Source organism: Streptomyces sp. NBC_00490, assembly GCF_036013645.1.
Classification (GTDB): domain Bacteria; phylum Actinomycetota; class Actinomycetes; order Streptomycetales; family Streptomycetaceae; genus Streptomyces; species Streptomyces canus_F.
On record NZ_CP107869.1, the window covers coordinates 1 to 17508 of the forward strand.

The 17508-nt window shown below is 68.3% G+C and carries 16 protein-coding genes and 3 pseudogenes; 13 read left to right on the forward strand and 6 right to left on the reverse strand.

All coding sequences use genetic code 11. The features are described 5' to 3' along the window. Window positions 1–503: 503 nt before the first annotated feature. From OG381_RS00005 to OG381_RS00035, 7 genes are all read left to right on the forward strand, one after another. Window positions 504–1010 (forward strand): hypothetical protein, encoded by a 507-nt coding sequence (locus tag OG381_RS00005; protein WP_327713977.1) that lies wholly within the window; start codon window positions 504–506, stop codon window positions 1008–1010. Window positions 1011–2001: 991 nt separating this feature from the next. After that, a complete protein-coding gene (locus tag OG381_RS00010) occupies window positions 2002–2373 on the forward strand; it encodes a hypothetical protein (protein ID WP_327713978.1) in 372 nt (123 codons plus the stop codon). Window positions 2374–2440: 67 nt separating this feature from the next. Continuing rightward, complete coding sequence (locus tag OG381_RS00015) at window positions 2441–3007, forward strand: hypothetical protein (protein WP_327713979.1); 567 nt, start codon at window positions 2441–2443, stop codon at window positions 3005–3007. Between the two features lie 117 nt (window positions 3008–3124). Continuing rightward, window positions 3125–4300, forward strand: coding sequence for a DUF932 domain-containing protein (locus OG381_RS00020; protein WP_327713980.1), 1176 nt, complete (start codon window positions 3125–3127; stop codon window positions 4298–4300). Between the two features lie 260 nt (window positions 4301–4560). After that, window positions 4561–5052: a hypothetical protein gene (locus OG381_RS00025; RefSeq protein ID WP_327713981.1), complete on the forward strand. Its 492-nt coding sequence runs from the start codon at window positions 4561–4563 to the stop codon at window positions 5050–5052. Then, window positions 5045–5500, forward strand: coding sequence for a hypothetical protein (locus OG381_RS00030; RefSeq protein WP_327713982.1), 456 nt, complete (start codon window positions 5045–5047; stop codon window positions 5498–5500). Before OG381_RS00025 ends, OG381_RS00030 begins: the two co-directional genes overlap by 8 nt. 155 nt (window positions 5501–5655) lie before the next feature. Next, window positions 5656–5832 carry a hypothetical protein gene (locus OG381_RS00035; protein WP_327713983.1) on the forward strand — a complete coding sequence of 59 codons (177 nt, stop codon included), beginning with the start codon at window positions 5656–5658 and terminating at the stop codon, window positions 5830–5832. A gap of 163 nt (window positions 5833–5995) precedes the next feature. Here OG381_RS00035 and OG381_RS00040 read toward each other — a convergent pair whose 3' ends face one another. Beyond that, complete coding sequence (locus OG381_RS00040; protein ID WP_327713984.1) at window positions 5996–6403, reverse strand: hypothetical protein; 408 nt, start codon at window positions 6401–6403, stop codon at window positions 5996–5998. A gap of 153 nt (window positions 6404–6556) precedes the next feature. On the opposite strand from OG381_RS00040, the gene OG381_RS00045 reads away from it, so the two are divergent. After that, window positions 6557–9109, forward strand: a complete 2553-nt coding sequence (locus OG381_RS00045) for a sigma-70 family RNA polymerase sigma factor (RefSeq protein ID WP_327713985.1) — start codon at window positions 6557–6559, stop codon at window positions 9107–9109. Window positions 9110–9231: 122 nt separating this feature from the next. Then, window positions 9232–9598 (forward strand): annotated as a pseudogene (locus tag OG381_RS00050) (transposase family protein); the annotation flags it as partial. Between the two features lie 187 nt (window positions 9599–9785). Here OG381_RS00050 and OG381_RS00055 read toward each other — a convergent pair. Then, on the reverse strand, window positions 9786–12482 hold the full coding sequence (locus OG381_RS00055) for an NB-ARC domain-containing protein (RefSeq protein ID WP_327713986.1): 2697 nt from the start codon (window positions 12480–12482) through the stop codon (window positions 9786–9788). Between the two features lie 655 nt (window positions 12483–13137). On the opposite strand from OG381_RS00055, the gene OG381_RS00060 reads away from it, so the two are divergent. After that, window positions 13138–13605 (forward strand): single-stranded DNA-binding protein, encoded by a 468-nt coding sequence (locus OG381_RS00060; protein ID WP_327713987.1) that lies wholly within the window; start codon window positions 13138–13140, stop codon window positions 13603–13605. Between the two features lie 214 nt (window positions 13606–13819). Here the strand turns inward: OG381_RS00060 and OG381_RS00065 are convergent, their stop codons facing one another. Beyond that, the gene (locus OG381_RS00065; RefSeq protein WP_327713988.1) at window positions 13820–14182 is read right to left on the reverse strand and encodes a hypothetical protein; all 363 of its coding nucleotides are present in this window, start codon (window positions 14180–14182) and stop codon (window positions 13820–13822) included. Window positions 14183–14537: 355 nt separating this feature from the next. Next, window positions 14538–14771: a hypothetical protein gene (locus OG381_RS00070; protein ID WP_327713989.1), complete on the reverse strand. Its 234-nt coding sequence runs from the start codon at window positions 14769–14771 to the stop codon at window positions 14538–14540. 1 nt (window position 14772) lies between these two features. On the opposite strand from OG381_RS00070, the pseudogene OG381_RS00075 reads away from it, so the two are divergent. Further along, window positions 14773–14991 (forward strand): annotated as a pseudogene (locus OG381_RS00075) (transposase); the annotation flags it as partial. Between the two features lie 105 nt (window positions 14992–15096). Here OG381_RS00075 and OG381_RS00080 read toward each other — a convergent pair. Then, on the reverse strand, window positions 15097–15309 hold the full coding sequence (locus OG381_RS00080) for a hypothetical protein (RefSeq protein ID WP_327713990.1): 213 nt from the start codon (window positions 15307–15309) through the stop codon (window positions 15097–15099). 331 nt (window positions 15310–15640) lie between these two features. On the opposite strand from OG381_RS00080, the gene OG381_RS00085 reads away from it, so the two are divergent. After that, window positions 15641–16636 carry a hypothetical protein gene (locus OG381_RS00085; protein WP_327713991.1) on the forward strand — a complete coding sequence of 332 codons (996 nt, stop codon included), beginning with the start codon at window positions 15641–15643 and terminating at the stop codon, window positions 16634–16636. Window positions 16637–16813: 177 nt separating this feature from the next. Here OG381_RS00085 and OG381_RS00090 read toward each other — a convergent pair. Continuing rightward, a pseudogene (locus OG381_RS00090) lies at window positions 16814–17074 on the reverse strand (helix-turn-helix domain-containing protein); the annotation flags it as partial. Between the two features lie 196 nt (window positions 17075–17270). Between OG381_RS00090 and OG381_RS00095 the strand changes: the two are divergent. Then, a complete protein-coding gene (locus OG381_RS00095) occupies window positions 17271–17405 on the forward strand; it encodes a hypothetical protein (RefSeq protein WP_327713993.1) in 135 nt (44 codons plus the stop codon). Window positions 17406–17508 lie beyond the last annotated feature (103 nt).

Consider the following 17508-nt stretch of genomic DNA (forward strand, 5'->3'; position numbering starts at 1 on the left):
CCGCAGACACGACGCGCCGCCGCTACGCGGCGGGTCCCGCGCTCCGCGCGGGAGGGGCGGAACTCCGTTCCGCCTGCCGGATCACTCCGTGATCCGGAAATCTGACCTTCGGTCAGATTCGTTCTGTGCGGGCCTGCTCCGCAGTCCCGCACAGAACCTGACGCACCCTTCGGGCGCGTCAGAGGCAGCAGCGAGAGAGGGTCTGGGACGGGATGCGGGCTTTCGGCCAATTTGGGGATGCGTCAGTTCGGACAGATCGATGGATTCTGGGCTGATTGGCTACCCCCTCCCCTGCCCTGTAGCAGAGAGTGGCGAACTTCCTCCGGCTTTCTGAGCGCTGAGCACTTTCTGTTCCTTGAGCGGCCGCGAGGATATGGCTTGTTTTCCAAGAATGCTTCAACTCCCTATTCTCGCAGGCCCGTCCAGAAAATAGAATTGGACTACCTGGTAAGGCGGCAACCTCACCGGGTGGAAACTCTCGAAGCAAATGAAGGGGTAGTGCAATGGCGAAGCTGAAGCCGATTTCTCCGACTCGGATCGCGGAGGCCCGTGAGGAGGCCTACGCGGTGCTGGCCCGTCTGATGGGTCAGCTGGCGCCGGGTGAGCATGTGGTGCGGCTGGGCGTGACCATGGATGGCCAGGAGAAGCCGCTGTGTGCGGTGCTCCCGCTGACCGTGGAGGGTGACGGCGGCGTGGATGACCTGGTGGGCGCCGAGGAGAAGTACCTGGACAACATGGCGTTTCTGCTGATGGTCGGGCTGGCGCAGCCGCTGTCGTACGGCACGTTGTTCCTGCGTTCGCCCGCGCAGGGTGCGGAGGGCGAGACGGTCATCCGGGCCTGGCATCTGGCCTACTGCACGCTCAACGAGTGCACCGCGTCCGAGGCGGCCGAGCTGATCGGCGACCGTGAACCGGCCGTGTTCCTGGACGCGTTCGGGCTGCATGGCAGCGACGAGGACGACGACGAGGGTGAGGCGGTCTACCCGCCGGTCGCCTACACCGTCCTGTAGCTGCCCTGGGGCGGGCTGGGATGGCGACCTGGCCCGCACCCTGCTCCGTGGACCCGCCGGGCGGGGCAGGGCGGGTGGGGGTGCCGGTCAAGCGACCCCGGCACCCCCACTCACAACGACGCGGAGCGTCGTAGAGATTGAGGAGGGGCGGCCCGCATCAGCGGGCCGCCCCTCCGTCGTGCATCGCGTAGCGATGCCAGCGCCGATCTTGCCGGGGTGCGGAGCGCCCCGGGTGTGTCCGCCGCGTAGCGGCGGCGCGTCGCGTCTGCGGAGCAGACCGCGCGCAAAAGAACTCTCGAAGTAGAGCGGGAAATGTGCAGCGCCTTTATTGGTGCCGTATTTCGCTGCGCCCATTATGTTGCTGGAAATAGGTCTGCTGGCGGGGAACGGCGATCCGGTGGGTCGGCAAACCCGGGCCGGAACTCCCCGCCAGCAGCGCCTCTCTCGAAGCACCTTCTATCGTAGGTGATGTCTTCCCTGCACAGGGATGGTGCGCGCCTTGATCGCGCTGGGTGATCTGCCGGGGCTGTGCTGCGGGGGCGAGGTGCCGGCCGCGCGCTGTGCCCCGCTGCTCCCACACTCGGTCTGCTGCGTCGGCTGTGTCCGGCGCCCGGAGCGCGGAGGCCCCGCCGACGCGCAAGCAGAGGAGGACGGCGCGCCGATCCTCCGATGTGCTCCCGTACCCGTCCCCGCCCTTCCCTTTCCCTTCTTCTTCTTGTCTGGGGTGCGTGGGGGTGTGCAGAGGGGGATGTCAGCAGGCGTACCAGGCTTGGGTGTTGGGGTGAGCTGGGGTGATGTGGAGAGGCTCGATGGGGGTGCGCAACCTCCAGCGCAACACCTTGGCGCAACTTCCAGCGCAACACCCTGGCGCAACCTCCAGCGCAACCCGCAGCGCAACAGGGGTTCCACCCGAACAACATAGACACTATTATTTGGAGTGCAGGGAGAGACGGCCCCCGGGAACCGCAATGGATCAACGAAGGGGAAAGACGTGGAACTGACGATCAGTGACGGGATCGTGCGCGGGGTGCGCGGCGCGGATGCTCCTATGACCGAGCTCGCGGTTCGTGCCCGCACGATCGCGAACCTGTTGCCGCTGCTGTGCGCGCGGGCAGGGGTGAAGGTCGTGCACAACTCCGACCGGAATTACACCGGAATTCGGTTCGAGACCACGGCCGTTGGTCCGGTCGTCCTGGAAATGCCGAGGGGTGAGGAACCGTACCGCCTGGTTCAGGAGTTCATCGCCCCGGACAAGGCAGGGCGCATGGAAGTGGAGTTACGGCGATTCCCGCAGATCTACAAGCCCCATGGAGTCGCGTACATCGCGGCCGATTTCCTCCGGTCGAACGGGTTCCTGAAGTAGTCCGCACGGGGGCACCCCGACTGGAGTGCCCCCTCCCCCGGCATCACCGAAAAGGAGAAGGGACGCCATGGAGAGCACGCGGATTCCAGAGCAGGCCCGGGAAATCGGAGCGCCGCTCACGGACGCCGAAAAGGAGCAGGCTCGTTATGCGCTGCGGGAGTTGGCGCGCAGTGAGCGGGACCCGGATGCTATGCGGGTGTCGCACGAGCAGTTGGAGGTGGTCCGGTCGTTCTTCGAGTTGGGTTGGGCGTTGGGTGTGCGCACCGGTCACACGGGCCCGGCCATGGCTGATGTGCCGGTCGACCGCGGGACGGTAGACCGCGCGTTCGTCGACCTGCTGTTGTCCGAGCGGGTGGCGAATCAGCTTGCGCTCGCGGTGGCGCGCAGCCTCAACCCGCAGGACTGCGGGCCGGTGCTGTGGCAGAAGGTCAGGTATCACGGCAGCGTGACGCGCCGTCACGGCGTCTACTGGGTGCAGGCGATCACGGCGCAGGCCGGACCTGTCGTCGGGGCGGTTCCCCGCGTCCGCTACGACCTGTGCGAGGTGATCGGCGGTATGCCGGTGCCCGCTGTCACGCGCGTACGGCGGCAGAGCCTGACGCCGCTTCCGGACTTCCGCGCGCCCCTGGTGTAAACGTGCAGGTCAGGGGTGGGTTCACCCACCCCTGAAACACACTATTATTGGAGTTGTTCGGGGGGGCGGTGGCCCCGCCCCCCGAACCGCAGAGACCAACAGGGAAGGGGAAACCGCATGACTCAGCAGTTCGCCGAGCGCGCTACGAATGTCGCCCCCACCGGTGCCCGCAACGCCGACGCGTCCGACCTGGTCCGCATCCTGGAGGACGGGCAGCGCCGGAAGCTGGACGTCATCGCCACCGCGTCCGCGCTGCGGATGCGTGAGGGAAACGTGCACGTCGAAGGCGTCGAGGCCCAGCTCAGCGCGCGCGGCGTGACGGCCGTTGACGGCATCTACCGCCCCACCGCCGTTGCCGACGAGGGGATCTCTGACAAGCTCCGCATCCCGCTGGCCTACCTGCGCCGCATGCGCGCGGAGAACGTCCCGCTGTTGGACGACAACGTCAACGCGTGGATGCGGCAGGAGCCGGAGCGCCGTTTCATGCTCCGCGCGTTCCGGGGCGAGAACGGCCCCGGGATGCCCGGCGAGGGCGTGGCCCGCGCGCTGCTGTCCGACAGCTACAAGCTGATGGACAACCTGGACATGCTGTTGGCCGCCCTGGACGGGGTGGAGCAGTCCGGGCACCCCACCCGGATCACGGGGTGCGACCTCACCGACCGGCGCATGTACGTGCGCGTCGAGTCCGAAGCCGTCGCCGTCCAGGCCCGCAACCTGCTGCGCGGCTACCGCTCCCCGTTCGACGGCCGCAGCGGTGACGAACTCCCGATGATCTCGGCCGGGTTCGTCATCACCAACAGCGAGGTAGGCGCGGGGGCGTACACCATCACCCCGCGCGCGGTCATCCAGGTCTGCCGCAACGGCCTGACCGAGACCAAGGACGTCATGCGCGCCGTGCACCTGGGAGGCAAGCAGGACGAGGGCGTTGTGTCCTGGTCCGGCCAGACCCAGCGCAAGACGCTGGAACTCATCACCTCCAAGACCACCGACGCCGTTCGCACCTTCCTGTCCCGTGAGTACGTCGAGGCGAAGGTGCACGCGATGGAGGCTGCCGCCGGGAAGACGCTGGACGAGCCGACGAAGACCATCGAGCACGTCACCAAGTCCCTCAGCATCGGCACCGAGACGAAGGACCGGATCCTGTCCCACTTCATCCGGGGTGGTCAGATGACGGCCGGGGGCGTGATGCAGGCCATCACGTCGACCGCGCAGACCCTCACCGACGCCGACCAGGCCGCCGCCCTGGAAGCGCTCGCGGTGCCCGCCCTCACGGCCGCCGCCGCGCACGGCTGATACAGGCCCCCGTGCGGGCCGGGCCACTCCCCCAGCCCGGCCCGCACGGGCCCGACCCACCCGAGAGCTCGGAGCGCACGACCCGGCCCCGCGGAGAGCGCGGAGCGCACCCGCCCCGCCCCGCCCCTTGGCGCGTGGCGGCAGCGCGTCACGTCGGCGGAGCCGCCCGCGCGCCACAACATCCGTCGTGCCCAGGGGCGCAGGGCGGCCGCCGGCCTGTGACGCCCACCGCCCACCGCCCCGTCTCGCAAGGAGTCCTCATGTCTGCACGCCCGGAGCTCGCCCACCCCTCAGACCACGCCATCGCGGCCGCCATGAGCCGCACCCTCACCGCCCTGTCCGCCGTGGTCCAGGCACTCGGAGACGGTGAGCACACCCTGAACCTCGTGGCCCAGCGGACCGACCACGCGTTCGTCACAGGCCGAGCCGACCTCTCCATCGGCATGGAGCCGCTGCGCCTGGCCGTCCTGGACGAAGACGAGTTCTGCGCCCTGCGCATGCTGCTCGTCTTCGCGCTCGAGGGCAGCACGATGCGCAGCGCCGTCCTGATCGCCACCACGGCCGCCGCCGAGCCCCACCCCCGCGCGTGCGGGTGGTCCCTGCGTGACGGATGGCTGCACCCGCTGGACACGGACGCCCTCCAGGCCGCCGTCATCCCGTGCTCCGACGTGGCCGCCGTACTCCGGCAGGTCTACCCCGCCCCCGTTCTCCTCCAGCTCCCCGACTTTGACGAGGAGGCCCCGCATGCCTGAGCCCGAGCTCCCCCGCCCCGACAACGCCGCCATCGGCCGCGCCCTGCACGCGCTCACCGCGTTGCTCCCAGCCCTCGGCGAGGGCAGCCACGCGCTGAACATCAACGCCGAGCGCACCGACGGCACGGAGATGAGCGCCGACCTGTACGTGTCCCTCGAGCCCGATTCGTGGCGCGTGGATCACTCCGCCGAGGAGTACGGGCAGTTCTTCATGCTGCTGACGTTCGCCCTGGAAAACAGCACCGTGCGCGACGCCGTCCTGATCGCCACGACCACCGACGCGGAGCCACGCGTGTGCGGGTGGGAGATACGGGCCGGATGGCTGCACCCCATAGACACGGCCGAACTCCACCAGACCGTCACGTCCCTGCCCGCAGACGACGCCGCGCCCCTCGTGGTCTGCCACGCCCCCGCACTGCACCGCCCCCACAGGACCGCGAAGGAGTAGCCCCTCAGTCGCCATCCACTCCGGCCAGCCCGCCACTGGCCGAGTGCCGCTCCGCGCCCGCACCTCCCCCTTCGGCGAGCGCGGGGCGGCACGCCCCCCCAACCCACCGGGTCACGCCCCAGCCCGCCCGGTCGAGTTCTGAGGAGTCCCAGCCCATGTCCAGCCCGATCCTGACCATCGACACGCCCGCCGGCCCCGTGCGCGCCACCGCCGGCCCCCGCCAGGACGACGCCGTCGTGTTCGAGCTAGGCGGGGCGATGCGCGGCAGCGTGTCGCATCCGCTGGAATCAACCCACGATGAATTCCTCATGATCCTGTTGCGAGCCGTATGACTCCCTTGTCCGTTCAGATCATCTCATTTCTGTCTCATGGCTTGAAGATTGGTTGTACGGTATCTGTCCGTTTGTTTCACCTAATGCGGTGCGCTGACGGGCCAGAACGGGATCGGGCGGTGCCGTGGGGCCCTCCTGGTGGAGGACCCCACGGTCGCGGCCGTCAGTTGGAGTCGCGACGGTCGTCGTGTGACTGCATGGGGCGGTTCTCCAGCGTGAGCCGGTGAATCTCCGCCGCCAGCTTCAGCAGCTGCTGGGGGGAGATCTTCGCTGACAGGAGGTCCTCACGCGCGAACTGCCGTACCTCGCGCAGGGTCGTACGCAAGGTCATGCGCCGGACGAGGGCACGTACGAGATCGGGGGTGTGCTGGGCGATCGCACCGACGACCGTGAGGCCGACCGTTGCCACCACGGGCCACAGGGGGCTGCGGCTCATCAGGCTGCAGGAGAGACCGGCACCCAAGAGGCCGGACCCTCCCAGTGCCCAAACCCGGGCGGTCTGCTGCCGGATGGAGACCTGCGCTTCCCCCTCGGCGGGGGCGGTGTGGTTGCGCTGCTTGCGACGGGACATGGCGTCCTCCGTTGTGATGCCGCGAGGTATCTGACGGAGGCCCAGGGCGAGCAGCGCGGGCGTTTCCCGGAGTTCGCCGAAGATTTTTCGCGCTAGTTCCGTGAGTTGCCGTCGACGCAGCTCACACGGGGGTGAGTGACAGTGGGAGACCGTATGTGGGGGCCGGACAGCGAGCCGGTCACGGACCGGGAGCTGGTGGCTCAGGCGTTAGACGCGTCGCGGCCCAAACGACGCAAGAGGGCGCTGGAGATGATCGCGGAGCGCTATGTACGCGAGGTGCTGGTCGCGACGGCGCGCAGGATGGGGGACGCGGAGGCGGCGGCAGAGGTCACCCAGGAGACCTTCGCCGACGCCTGCGACAAGCTCCTGAAAGGAGAGGGGCCGGCGAACCCCGACCGGCTGGGCGGCTGGCTCATCAACTTCAGCCGCCGCCGCGAACTCAACCACTACCGGCGCCGAGACGTGGCCCGGGAGCGTCTGAGCAAGGCCGACGTGCAGGGTGACGCTTTCGGGTCGGGTGTGTCCCGGGTGGGCGTGGCACGGGACGACGAGAAGCGGCTGGCCGAGGCGCGCGTCATCGCGAGCAGACTCGGGGGCACCCTGGCCGAGGACGAACAGGAGATCTATCAGCTCTACTACCAACAGGGCCTGTCGGTGGCCGAGATCACGGGGCGCCTGGCAGCGAGCGGACGGGCGCTGTCGCACAAGACCGTTCAGAACAAGGTCACCAGGGTGGCCGCCGTCGTCGCGGTCGGCTTCGAGGCGTTCCTGCTCGTGCAGCAGGACCGCACACTGTGCCGCCGGTTGACCGACATCGTCGGCAGGTACCCGGGTGAGTTCGGCGGCGAGCTGCGGGATCACGTGCTCAAGCACGCCCGCAAATGCGCCGACTGCGGTTCCTGCGCGGTGTGTCCCACCTGCAGGGTGCGCGACATCCTCGCCCTCGACACCTGCGTGAAGTCCACAAAGTGCCACCGGTGCACGGTGTGTGACGGCGAACGGACCGCCCTCAAAGCCGAATGGGCACCCGCGCTCGTCATCCTGCTGTTCGTCCGCCCGGTGCGCACACTCGTTCTCCAGGCCATCAACCAGGCATGGTCCACAGCCATCTCGGTGCTGTCCTCCGCACCACCGACGCATCCCCCGATCACCTTGTCCGGCCCATTGAGCGCACCACCGTCTACGGTGCGGCCGTTGCGGCACCCCGTGGTCAAGGCCGCCACGGCCGCAGTCGCCACAGCGGCCGTGATCGTGGGCACCCTGGTGCTCACCCGCCCCGAGGCCGCCTCCCCGGCGCGGACCGTGCCGGTCGTCGCGACCATGCCGACCATCGCGTACGCCACCGATACACACATCCGCGTCCAGACCAAGGACGAGGCCACAACCGTCGCCACGGTCGAGGACGGCAGCACCGTCACAGACCTCGTCTGGTCCGCCGACCGACGCCACCTGGGCTGGCTCACCACCACCGGCCGGCAAACGGCGACCACACTGCACTCCACCGATCTGACGACCGGCCAGAGCCGCACCTGGAACTGCGACGGCTGCGCCGGCCTCGCCTTCCAGGGAGCGAACCTCGTCAGCGTGCGCCAGGGAGGCGAGATCCTGTCCCACCCGCCCACCGGCGCGGCACCCCGCACCCTGGACTTCCAGGGCGTCGACCTCACCGCTGCCGCGCTCCAATACTTCCTCGTCGGCAGCACAGCCCAGGGCAGCGAGCTCCTCATCTTCACGATCGACAACAACGTCGGCGGCGCCGATGGCAACAAGCTGTACCGGATGACCGCCGACGGCATGGTGACCACCGTCGTCGACGACACCTTCACCCAGATTCCCGGCGGCGCCCGCCAGCCCGGCCAGTACACAGCCATCAGCCCGGACGGCACACGGCTGGCCTTCGGCGGCAACGTCTCGGGAGGAGATCCCTGCGAGCCGCCGGACGGCGTCACCGTCGTAGACCTCGACGCCGACAAACGCACCACCACCGCGCTGCCCACCACCGGTACGCGATCGCCGCTGCGGATCACAGCCGTCTGGTTCGACGCCCGCGGAGACGTTCTGGCCAGCGCCTTCCGCCAGCCGGAGAAGGTCTGCCAGACATACGAACTGGGAGATGCCGGCGGCCGGCAGCCGACCGCCGTCTACCGGCTCGCCGCGGGCACCTGGACCAAGACAGACCAGAACGCCACGACGGCCCAGACCACCCCCGGCGGATGGAATGCGCGACGCGCCGGAACCGTCGGCCTCAACGACTACCGGCCCCCCAAGTCACCACTGCTGGTGACCAACGCCAAAAACCAGGAAGCCAAGCTCGACGAGTCCGTCGTGGCCTTCAGCTGGGCTCCTCCCGAGCAGACGGCCACCCCCCTGCTGGGCACGCTGTGGGCGCCGAACCAGAAGGGATACGGGCTGCCCGAACCCTCCATGTTCTACAACGGCGGCAGCCCCTCCGGAATGGTCCGCGACCTGCACTGGACCTCCTGGGGCAAACCCCGCGCCACAGCAACCGGCGAAGCCATCTACGCCGTCGGCCAATCAGTAGCCGAAAGCCCCTGGGAAACCAGCACCGTCGTCGCCTTCGACCTGGGAAACTGCAACGGCGCCCGGACCTACCGGAAAATCAACATCTACTGGCCGCAACACGAAGCCTTCGACCCCGACCGGTACATCGATGTATGCACGGGACAGTACTCGAACAACCCCTGAGCCCGCCCCGCTACTCCGCAACCGACCCACGCCAGACACCTGCAAGCCCGATAGGCCCGAGGACTGCGAGCAAGCGAGCCACCGCTGCACGGCCGAAATGAAAGAGCCCTCGCCCACCGGCCGATACCGACTTCGTCCTGCGGGACGGCACACACGCCGAGTGCAGCCGGGTCGGCGACGGACGGGCCGACTACTCCCACAAGCACCGCAGGCACGGGGTGAACGTGCCCGTGGTCACCGATCCGGACGGGCAGCCGGCTGCTGTGGCTGTCACCCGCGCTGCCGGGCCGGACCCACGACCTGACCGCGGCGCACACACCGGATCATCCGCATCTTCGAGCGCCAGGGCGTTCCCGTCCGGCACGGGCACCGGTCGAACGCGGCGTCGCGCATCTGAAGTCCTGGCGCATCTTCCGTAGATCCCGCTGCAGCCCCAACCGCATGGCGTCAATCGCCAGAGCCGTCCTCACTCTGGAGCGGCAACGCTGAAGAAGCTCAGTGATGAAGTTTGACCGCCTGGGGTGCCGCAACTCAGGGCGTGTCATGGCGAGCTGCATCGAGTTCTGAGCCAGTTGTCGAACTCCAGACGGGAGGCGATCACTGCGCGGTCGGCCGGGACCGCCGTCACCGAGTACCACAGGCACCCTCCACGGATCGGTCTGTCAAGCCGCAGGCATCACTGATGGCGGCGGAAGAGACGGGCGCGGGGCACGGGGCGGTTGAGTGTCCTGCAGAGTTCGGTGTCGACAAGGTCGGGGAAGGGCATGCCGGCGGCGTGATAGTGGGTTCGGGACTGCTGGAGGGTGTGGAGGACGTCGTCATGCCGGCCGGCGGCGCCGTAGAGACGGGCAAGGCGGAAGCTGGCCTGAGCGGCGCCGACGTGGTCGCTGGGGCCGGCGAGGGCTTGCTCTGCCAGCGTGATGGCGTCGCTGAGGCGGTTTGCCTCGGCGTGCAGCAGGGCTTGCACGGTCAGTGCCCTGCTGCGGCCTCGATGGTCGCCGCAGGCGTCGGTCTCCTGAAGCGCACGGCTGATCAGTTCGGCGGCGGTGTGGTCGCCCTCGTAGAGCGCCATGTCGGCCAGCCCCAGGGTTGCCCAGGTGTGCCCGCGGTGGTCCCGAACAGCGTGCAGGGTTTGGGCAGCGTGCTCGTAGTGGGTGCGGGCCGCGGCCCACCGTGGATCCAGTGCGGGACGGCTTGTGATGTGGCACCCGGGCCAGGGGCCTGCGTACCAGCGGCGAGGGAGCGGGCAGCCGCCCACCGTGCTCTCCTTCTCGGTGTCGGCGCGGGTGCGCAGAATCCACCCGATACCGCGGGGTTCCGCGTTGGCGGCGAACAGGGCCTGTGCTTGGTCGAGTTGAGCGAGTGCTTGGTCGTAGTGAGCGTGGTGTCGGCTGATCACCGCCTTTTCCCGCAGGGTCCATGCCAGTCCGCGTTCAAGCGGCAGGGCCCTGAAGAGACTCTCGGCCGCGGTGAGCGTTCGCGCTGCTTCCCACAGCTCGCCCTGCTGGCGTTGCAGGATTCCTAGGTTGCCCAGGGCATCGCTCTCGCCGTATGCGTCGCCCGAGCTGTGGAAGAGAGCGATCGCTTCGCTGAAGCACTCTGCGGCCCTGCCCACGTCACTGCCGCCGTCACGCAAGGCTTCGCCGAGGTTGCGCAGCAGCGCGGCGCGGGCCCCGCCATCCCCCAGACGGTCGGCCGCGTCCAGAGCAAGCTCATGGACCTGGCTGCTGATGTCCCAGCGCCACTGATGCTCAAGAGCGATACTCATGGCGTCGGTGATCTCCCAGCACAGCTCCCACCACCCGCGAACGTGAGCATGGGCGACAGCTTCCACCAGCACCACACGCTCGGCTTCGAACCACTCGACGGCCTCTTTCACATCACCCGCCACAGCGTCGTCTGGCGGCAGACGGCGGACCGCACCGTCACGGCCGCTGTGCCGGGCACCGGCCGGCCGTAGCTGCGTGTCGGCTGCGTCGGCCGCGCTGAGGAGGGCACCCAGCAGACGCAGCACGGCGCTGTCGGACTCGTCCGCCGACTGCTCGGCCGCTCGCTCCTTGGAGAACCCGCGCGCGAGATCGTGGAGCAGGATGCGCTGGCCGCCTGCCTCGGCGCGGCGAGCCTGCACGAGATGTGCCAGTAGTAGTCCCTCCAGGCACGCGTCGGCCGTATTGGCGTCCACATCTAGCAAAGGCGACAGCGCCCAGGCCGGCAGGTCGGGAGTGTCCAGGGCGGACATCAGCCTGAACGCACGCTGCTGCAACGACGGGAGTGCCTGATAACCAGCGCGGAAGACCGCGCGCACGCTGCGCTCGCCCAGGCTCAGCACATCCAGCCGCCGGTGGTCGTCGGCGAGATCGCGGGCGAAGGAGCCCACAGTACGGGCGGGAAACGTGGCCAGCCGCGCTCCCGCGATGCGCAGGGCCAGCGGGAGCCCGCCGCACAAACGGACCACGTCGCGACCTGCTTCGGGGTCCTCGTCCACCCGGTCCCCGCCGCTGATCCGTCTCAACAGATCCCAGGCGGTGTCCTCGTCCAGCCCGGCCAATGCGACGCGCTCATCCACGGCCAGTGTGGCAAGGCCCTGGCGACTGGTGATCAGTACAGCGCACGAAGACCCACCCGGTATCAGCGCACCTATCTGCTGTTCACTGGCCGCGTTGTCCAGAATGATCAGAACACGCCGGTCGGCCAGCTCCGTTCGGAACTGCCGTGTCCGTCCAGCCTCATCGTCGGGGATTCGGCCGCGCGCTACTCCCAGAGCCACCAGGAAGTCGCCCAGAACCTCACCCACGGCAGCAGGACGTTCCTCCGCCCCGTTCAGGTCGACGAAAAGCTGGCCGTCGGGGAAAGACGGCATCAGCCGATGAGCAGCCTGCACCACGACGGCCGTCTTGCCGACCCCGCCCGGACCGTACACCAGGCACACCCTGCCACCGCCCGCACGCCCAGCAGCCTCCACCAGCAGCGCCAACTCCTGGCCGCGACCGGTGAAATCCGCCACCGCCAGCGGCAACTGACGCGGGATTCCGAACGATTCCGGAAGAAGGAAATCGCCATGGGCGAGAACGGGCCCGTACGGCGACAGCAGCACCCGCAGCTCCTCTACGCCTGCGGGATCCTCACCCAGAGCCAGTACCAGCCGCCGTCGCAGCAGAGCCTGTGCAGCCGGAGAACGGCCCGCCTCATCGACCAGAGCCGCACTCTCCTCACCGGGCAGCCGTCCGGCGACCCACCGGTACAGCCGCCCCAGCCGGTCGGCCACCGACTGCTCCACACCCTCCATCGCGCGATCCGCCAGATCGGCACCCAACCTCTTCGCAGACACGATCGCCAAGGCGACCACTGCTGCCACGAGCTCCTCGACCGTCATCGACCGCCCCCGGTCCTCCGCCGTAGCAGCCGCGCCGTCCCCAAACGCGCTACCGCCGCTCCGACGTCAGTCATGCCCAAAACGCCGCCAAGCGGCACCTGGCCCCTCTTCCCATGGCCATCAATGATGCTCCTCGCGCCTCCCTGCCAGAAGTTCGCGGCACAGCGGTCGTTGGCTGAGACACTGCCAAGATCACCGGTCGGGCGTATGGCCAACCGCACGCTCTCCGCAACGCGAACTCCGGTGGAACGGGGCAGGCGCGGCCCGTCTGAGGTCCTGGCGCATCGTCCGAAGAGCGTGTGCAACACGAATCAAGTGTCGTCAACTACCGCAGACGTCCTCACCCTGAAGCAGCCCCGCTGAAAGGACTTACCGCCTCGACGTCGAGGGCGCGGACGCGGATTGGGCGCGAGGCGTGCTGGACACCACCAGCGACGCGACACATGGATCGAGATCTCGGCGAGCGGCGACGCGCTGCACGTCTGGGGGTTCCGCGCGCTGCCGCATGGCAGACGCATCACAGTCAGCCCCGGCGCAGCCGACCGGATGGAAGACCCACTTCCGGCGCCTGGCCGGCCGTACCGCACGGGGACGTGCCGACAGGGGGTTGACCCCCACATGGAACACACTATTATTTGATGTAAGAGGTGTTCGTATGGCCCCGTCCGTCACGCACGTGAGCGGCACCGTCGCCGGTGGCGTGGAAGTCCGCTTCACCCAAGACGGCGTCGCTGTCTGCCGGTTCCGCCTCACCGAGACCCCCACGCAGTGGGATGCCACCGCGCAGCAGTGGCGTGACCTGGATCCGATTTCCTACATCTGCACCGCCTGGCGGGACCTGGCCACGAACGCCGCCGAATCGCTCGTCGACGGGGTCAGCGTCCTGGTCAAGGGGCGCATCACCGGGGTCAGGGACAACGCCCTCTACCTGAGCGTCGACGACCTCGGCATCAGCCTGCGCAGGCGCATCGCCTACACCGAGACCAGCCTGCCCAGCCCGATCGCCGCCCGCCCCTACACCGCTCCCCCAGCGCCCCAGCCCGCCGCCACCTCCCACCAGGCCGCCGGGCCGGGCCGTCCGCCCGCCTGGTGGGAGCAGAAGCAGACCGCCCACCGGCCCTAGCCCGGCCCCTCCACCCCGGCCGCCGACGGCACTCCCCTTCCCGTCGCCGCTGACCACACCCCTCTTCGCCCGCCCCGGCGCGGCACCGGTTCGCCTGCCGGTGCCGCGCCCCGCCCGAAAGGCTGCCGGCCCTCCATGCCCGCACACGCCCTGTCCGAACGAGCCGCACGCGCCGCGCTCGCCGGGCGGTGATCCTGCAACAACGCCGTGTCGGCTACCGCGTACTGCCGTCGTCGAGCCCAGCGATGACTCTCAGGTCCGCTTCGGACATGACCAGGCCCCTGGCGATCTCCTGGGTGAGCAGCGGCTCCGGATTGTGCCTGCCGCTGCGGAGCATGTGGATGGTGGACATCGATCGTGCGGTCTCCCTTGCCATCGCCCTGACCGGAATCCCGCGCAGGTCCATCAACCTGGTGAGCGCCCTTGCGAACGGATGCGGCTCCAGCCGCCCAGCAGGGGCAACGGCAGGACCGAGGACCACGTCGCCGATCTTGGCCTGGAATCTGATCAGTTGGTCGCCCGCAAACCCGATCTTCGCGACGAAAGGCAGGCTCTCACCACCGCTGGAACCGACCATGCCCGGCACTGACACCTCGGTCGGTCAACCTTGAAGGGTGACCGTGGTGATCACTCTCGATCTCCAGGGGAAGAGCCGGCTCAACTTCGCGGACCTTCCAGTCGCGGTTCCACCAGGGAAACTCCTGCAACACCCCGTTGAAGAAGGGAGGCAGAACGGTGAGATCCACCGGGTTCCGGAGGGTTCTTCTGACCTCCCCAGATGACACCAGGCCAGTACCTCAGTGCCGCGACCACCTCCACCGTCAACATGCGGTTCGCAATCTCCATGGCCACACTCTCCCACCCCTCGACAGAGCCAACTCCCCCTGACCAGCCGAACGTTCTCTACCGCGGCACCGTCTCATCAAGACCCCCTACATCGCCCACCCCGAGCCCTTCAGCCAGTCGTGCGGCTGCGGCAGCGCGGCCTCGCCACCGCGCCTGGCGAGGCGGTGCTGCTCTCCCAGGGCGCCCCCTGGGAGACCTGCGATCTGCGGCCCGCCGACGACCTCCTGCTCGTCGTCTCCGCCCAGCGGCCGACGGAACAGCCCGTCCGCCGGCCAGCTGGCCGTCAACCGCTCCCACGCAAAGGCCGGGGCGCTGGTCAAGGCGCATGACTGGCTCACCATCGTTCAACTGCCCTCCTATGCGCCGGACTTGAATCCAGTGGAGGGCATCTGGTCACTGTTACGCCGCGGCCCGCTGGCCAACACGGCCTTCACCGACGACGAGCATCTCGAACGCACCCTCCGCCGCGGCCTGCGCTACATCCAGCTTCGGCCCGACCTCATCGACGGCTGCCTCGCCGGCACCGGACTCACCCTCACCCGACAACAACCCGAGGAGATCAGTAACGCGTCGTCCATCGCGGCTTGCACGTTGAAGCCCGGCGACGCCACCGCGTTGCCGGGCATCAACGTGCCAAGGGCCGGGCTACATACGCAGATAGCGCAGGGCGCCTTGGAGAACGGCGGAGATGTCCTCGGGACCAGTCAGCCGCAGAGCGACATAGGTCAGAACGAGGGCAACGACGGCGCGGGTCAGCGCTGTCACGACGGCCGGTACCTGGTCGCCCGGTGCCTTCAACAGGGCGAGCCAGGCGATCACCACCACGACGAGAAGAGCGAGAAGCATCAGGCCGGTCATGGCATTTTCCTTCACACAGGGGACAGGGCATGTCGCAGCCCTGGCGCCCCGGACCGCGACGGCCACCGCTCCTGGCGTGCGGCGGCCTGCCACCCACCTGACCAGCAAGGCAGCCGATCGGCTCAACCGATCGGCGCCGATCGCGAATACGGCATGAAGTCGGCGCGGTTTCCGAGGTATCGGGCCGGTACGGGGCGTCCGGTCGGCACCGGCACAACTAGAATCGGCTGATCCATTAAATAAGCGGCATATGACAACTTGGGGAAAGATTCACGGATGTTGGGGGACCGCCATCAAGCTGATTCCCATAACAGCGCAGCAAAGGAACCGCGTGGCAGACAGCAAGAACGAGCGTGAAGCGCCCATGTGGGAAGGCTCGGCCCTGCAACAGGCCGTTCACACCCTCTGGCGGGACTCCGGGGAGCCGCCTGGCCACGCGCTGCAGCACCGGAACAAAGACGGCCGCGTCACGACCATCGGCGCCGACACCGCCCGGAAGATCATCAAAGGTGAGGCCCCCGTGCGTGAGACAAGCTTGCTCGGCTTCGTCCACGGCTGCTACCTGCACGCGGACCGGGACTGGTCCGAAGAGACGCTCAGGGAGTGGAGGGGGCGCTGGAGGGCCTGGCAATCGGGCACAGAGTCTGCGGTCGAGGAAGAGTCGGCGGTCGTTGACGCAGCGGGCGTGGCAGCCTCGCCAGGACGCAGTCGGTCGTTTCGCAGAGCCACTTTGATCACGGCCGGAATCACCGGTGCGACGCTCGCCATCGCAGGAACGGCCTACTACGGCCTCACGCCTACCGCGTACGCGCCACCCGCGGGATGGGAGACACGGCGGGCATCCAGCACAGCGGAGCACGTGAACGTCTCCCTCGCCGTCCCGTCCAGCTATCAGTCCCGTCGCGTCCTCGATCTCGACGGCCGCCCGGAAGCCCACTACGTCTCCCCCGACAAACGCTTCAAAATCAAAGTGCGTGCAGGCACGGCGGACATCGGCGAAACGACGACCGAGCTCGCACAAGAGTCGATCAACTGGTACGAACTGGGCGGACGCGATAAGAACGGGAAGAGCCCGACCGTTTCTAGCGCCTCCCCGGCCGGTGAGATCCAGCGCCTCACCATCGACGGCAAGGACGCCGCTGCCGTCACGGTCCGCTACTCCCCCACAACGTCCGGAGCGCATGAGCAGGTCACCAACCTGTATGTGACCGACGACAAGGGCAACTACTACCGGGTCCAGGTATGGGCCAAGGACACCAAAGACAACGCCGAAGCCCAACACCTCTACGTCGAAGTGCAGTCCAGCCTCGACATCCACAACTTCTGACCCCCGGGCCGACATACAGCACCGGTGTGCCTCACGCCGAATGATCAGTTCCCCTGGATCAATTCCGGGCAACGGGGTGCAGGTGGCTCGTATGAACACGAGCGGGCCGGGGCTCGTAGCGCAGTGGTCGTCCCGCCTTCATCGCACGGGGGAGGACACCGGTTCGAATCCGGTCAGCCCATACTGCTTCTCCAGCTCAGCGAACTGATCGTCAGACAGCTTCGGCAGTTTCGAGGGGCCCGTGGAGGCGAGAGCGTCCAACCGCCATCGCACCAAGCACGCCGCCAGCGTTCCACCGACCGATCGCTCAACCCGCAGATCCTTCGCGATCACCGCGGTCTTCTCACCCCGGGCGAACCGTTCACCGGCCTCGTACCGGATCTGCTCACGAAACCGCCGCCGCTCCGCGGTCAGACCACCACCCTGCGCGTATCGCATACCACCGGCCTACCGCAGGGATCACTACACGTCACCACCCCACGACAACACTCCGAAGAGATCAATAGGTGTCCATGACCACCGACTCTCGGTCAACTGGCCACCGCGGACCTGATGGCCGCTACACAGGTGGGATGACCGGCGAGGCGGCACCAGGCGCCCACGAGACGCGATGCCATCGCCGGCATGCCCTGGGATGCCTCATGACCGCGCCGAGATGCTCCTGCTGCTGGCCCTGACCGAGGGGAAGAGGACGCCGGCCGCCTGGGCGTTCATGGAAAAGGCCGAGGCCGCCGCGCGCCGCAGACTCTGCCTGACCCCCGAGGAATAGCCGGCAGCCGTCAGCGCGGCCGCCGTCGAAAAGGCGATGTGCTGTGGGCTGGACCCCCCGCCGGAACTTCTGCCATTATTTGCTTTATGTGCCCGGGCTGGCC

Coding starts and splice junctions, on each gene's coding strand:
- OG381_RS00005 (WP_327713977.1), top strand. CDS start 504: ATGGCGAAGCTGAAGCCGATTTCTCCGACTCGGATCGCGGAGGCCCGT.
- OG381_RS00035 (WP_327713983.1), top strand. CDS start 5,656: ATGTCCAGCCCGATCCTGACCATCGACACGCCCGCCGGCCCCGTGCGC.
- OG381_RS00030 (WP_327713982.1), top strand. CDS start 5,045: ATGCCTGAGCCCGAGCTCCCCCGCCCCGACAACGCCGCCATCGGCCGC.
- OG381_RS00025 (WP_327713981.1), top strand. CDS start 4,561: ATGTCTGCACGCCCGGAGCTCGCCCACCCCTCAGACCACGCCATCGCG.
- OG381_RS00080 (WP_327713990.1), bottom strand. CDS start 15,309: ATGACCGGCCTGATGCTTCTCGCTCTTCTCGTCGTGGTGGTGATCGCC.
- OG381_RS00015 (WP_327713979.1), top strand. CDS start 2,441: ATGGAGAGCACGCGGATTCCAGAGCAGGCCCGGGAAATCGGAGCGCCG.
- OG381_RS00040 (WP_327713984.1), bottom strand. CDS start 6,403: ATGTCCCGTCGCAAGCAGCGCAACCACACCGCCCCCGCCGAGGGGGAA.
- OG381_RS00045 (WP_327713985.1), top strand. CDS start 6,557: ATGTGGGGGCCGGACAGCGAGCCGGTCACGGACCGGGAGCTGGTGGCT.
- OG381_RS00055 (WP_327713986.1), bottom strand. CDS start 12,482: ATGACGGTCGAGGAGCTCGTGGCAGCAGTGGTCGCCTTGGCGATCGTG.
- OG381_RS00060 (WP_327713987.1), top strand. CDS start 13,138: ATGGCCCCGTCCGTCACGCACGTGAGCGGCACCGTCGCCGGTGGCGTG.
- OG381_RS00065 (WP_327713988.1), bottom strand. CDS start 14,182: ATGGTCGGTTCCAGCGGTGGTGAGAGCCTGCCTTTCGTCGCGAAGATC.
- OG381_RS00095 (WP_327713993.1), top strand. CDS start 17,271: ATGCCTCATGACCGCGCCGAGATGCTCCTGCTGCTGGCCCTGACCGAG.
- OG381_RS00020 (WP_327713980.1), top strand. CDS start 3,125: ATGACTCAGCAGTTCGCCGAGCGCGCTACGAATGTCGCCCCCACCGGT.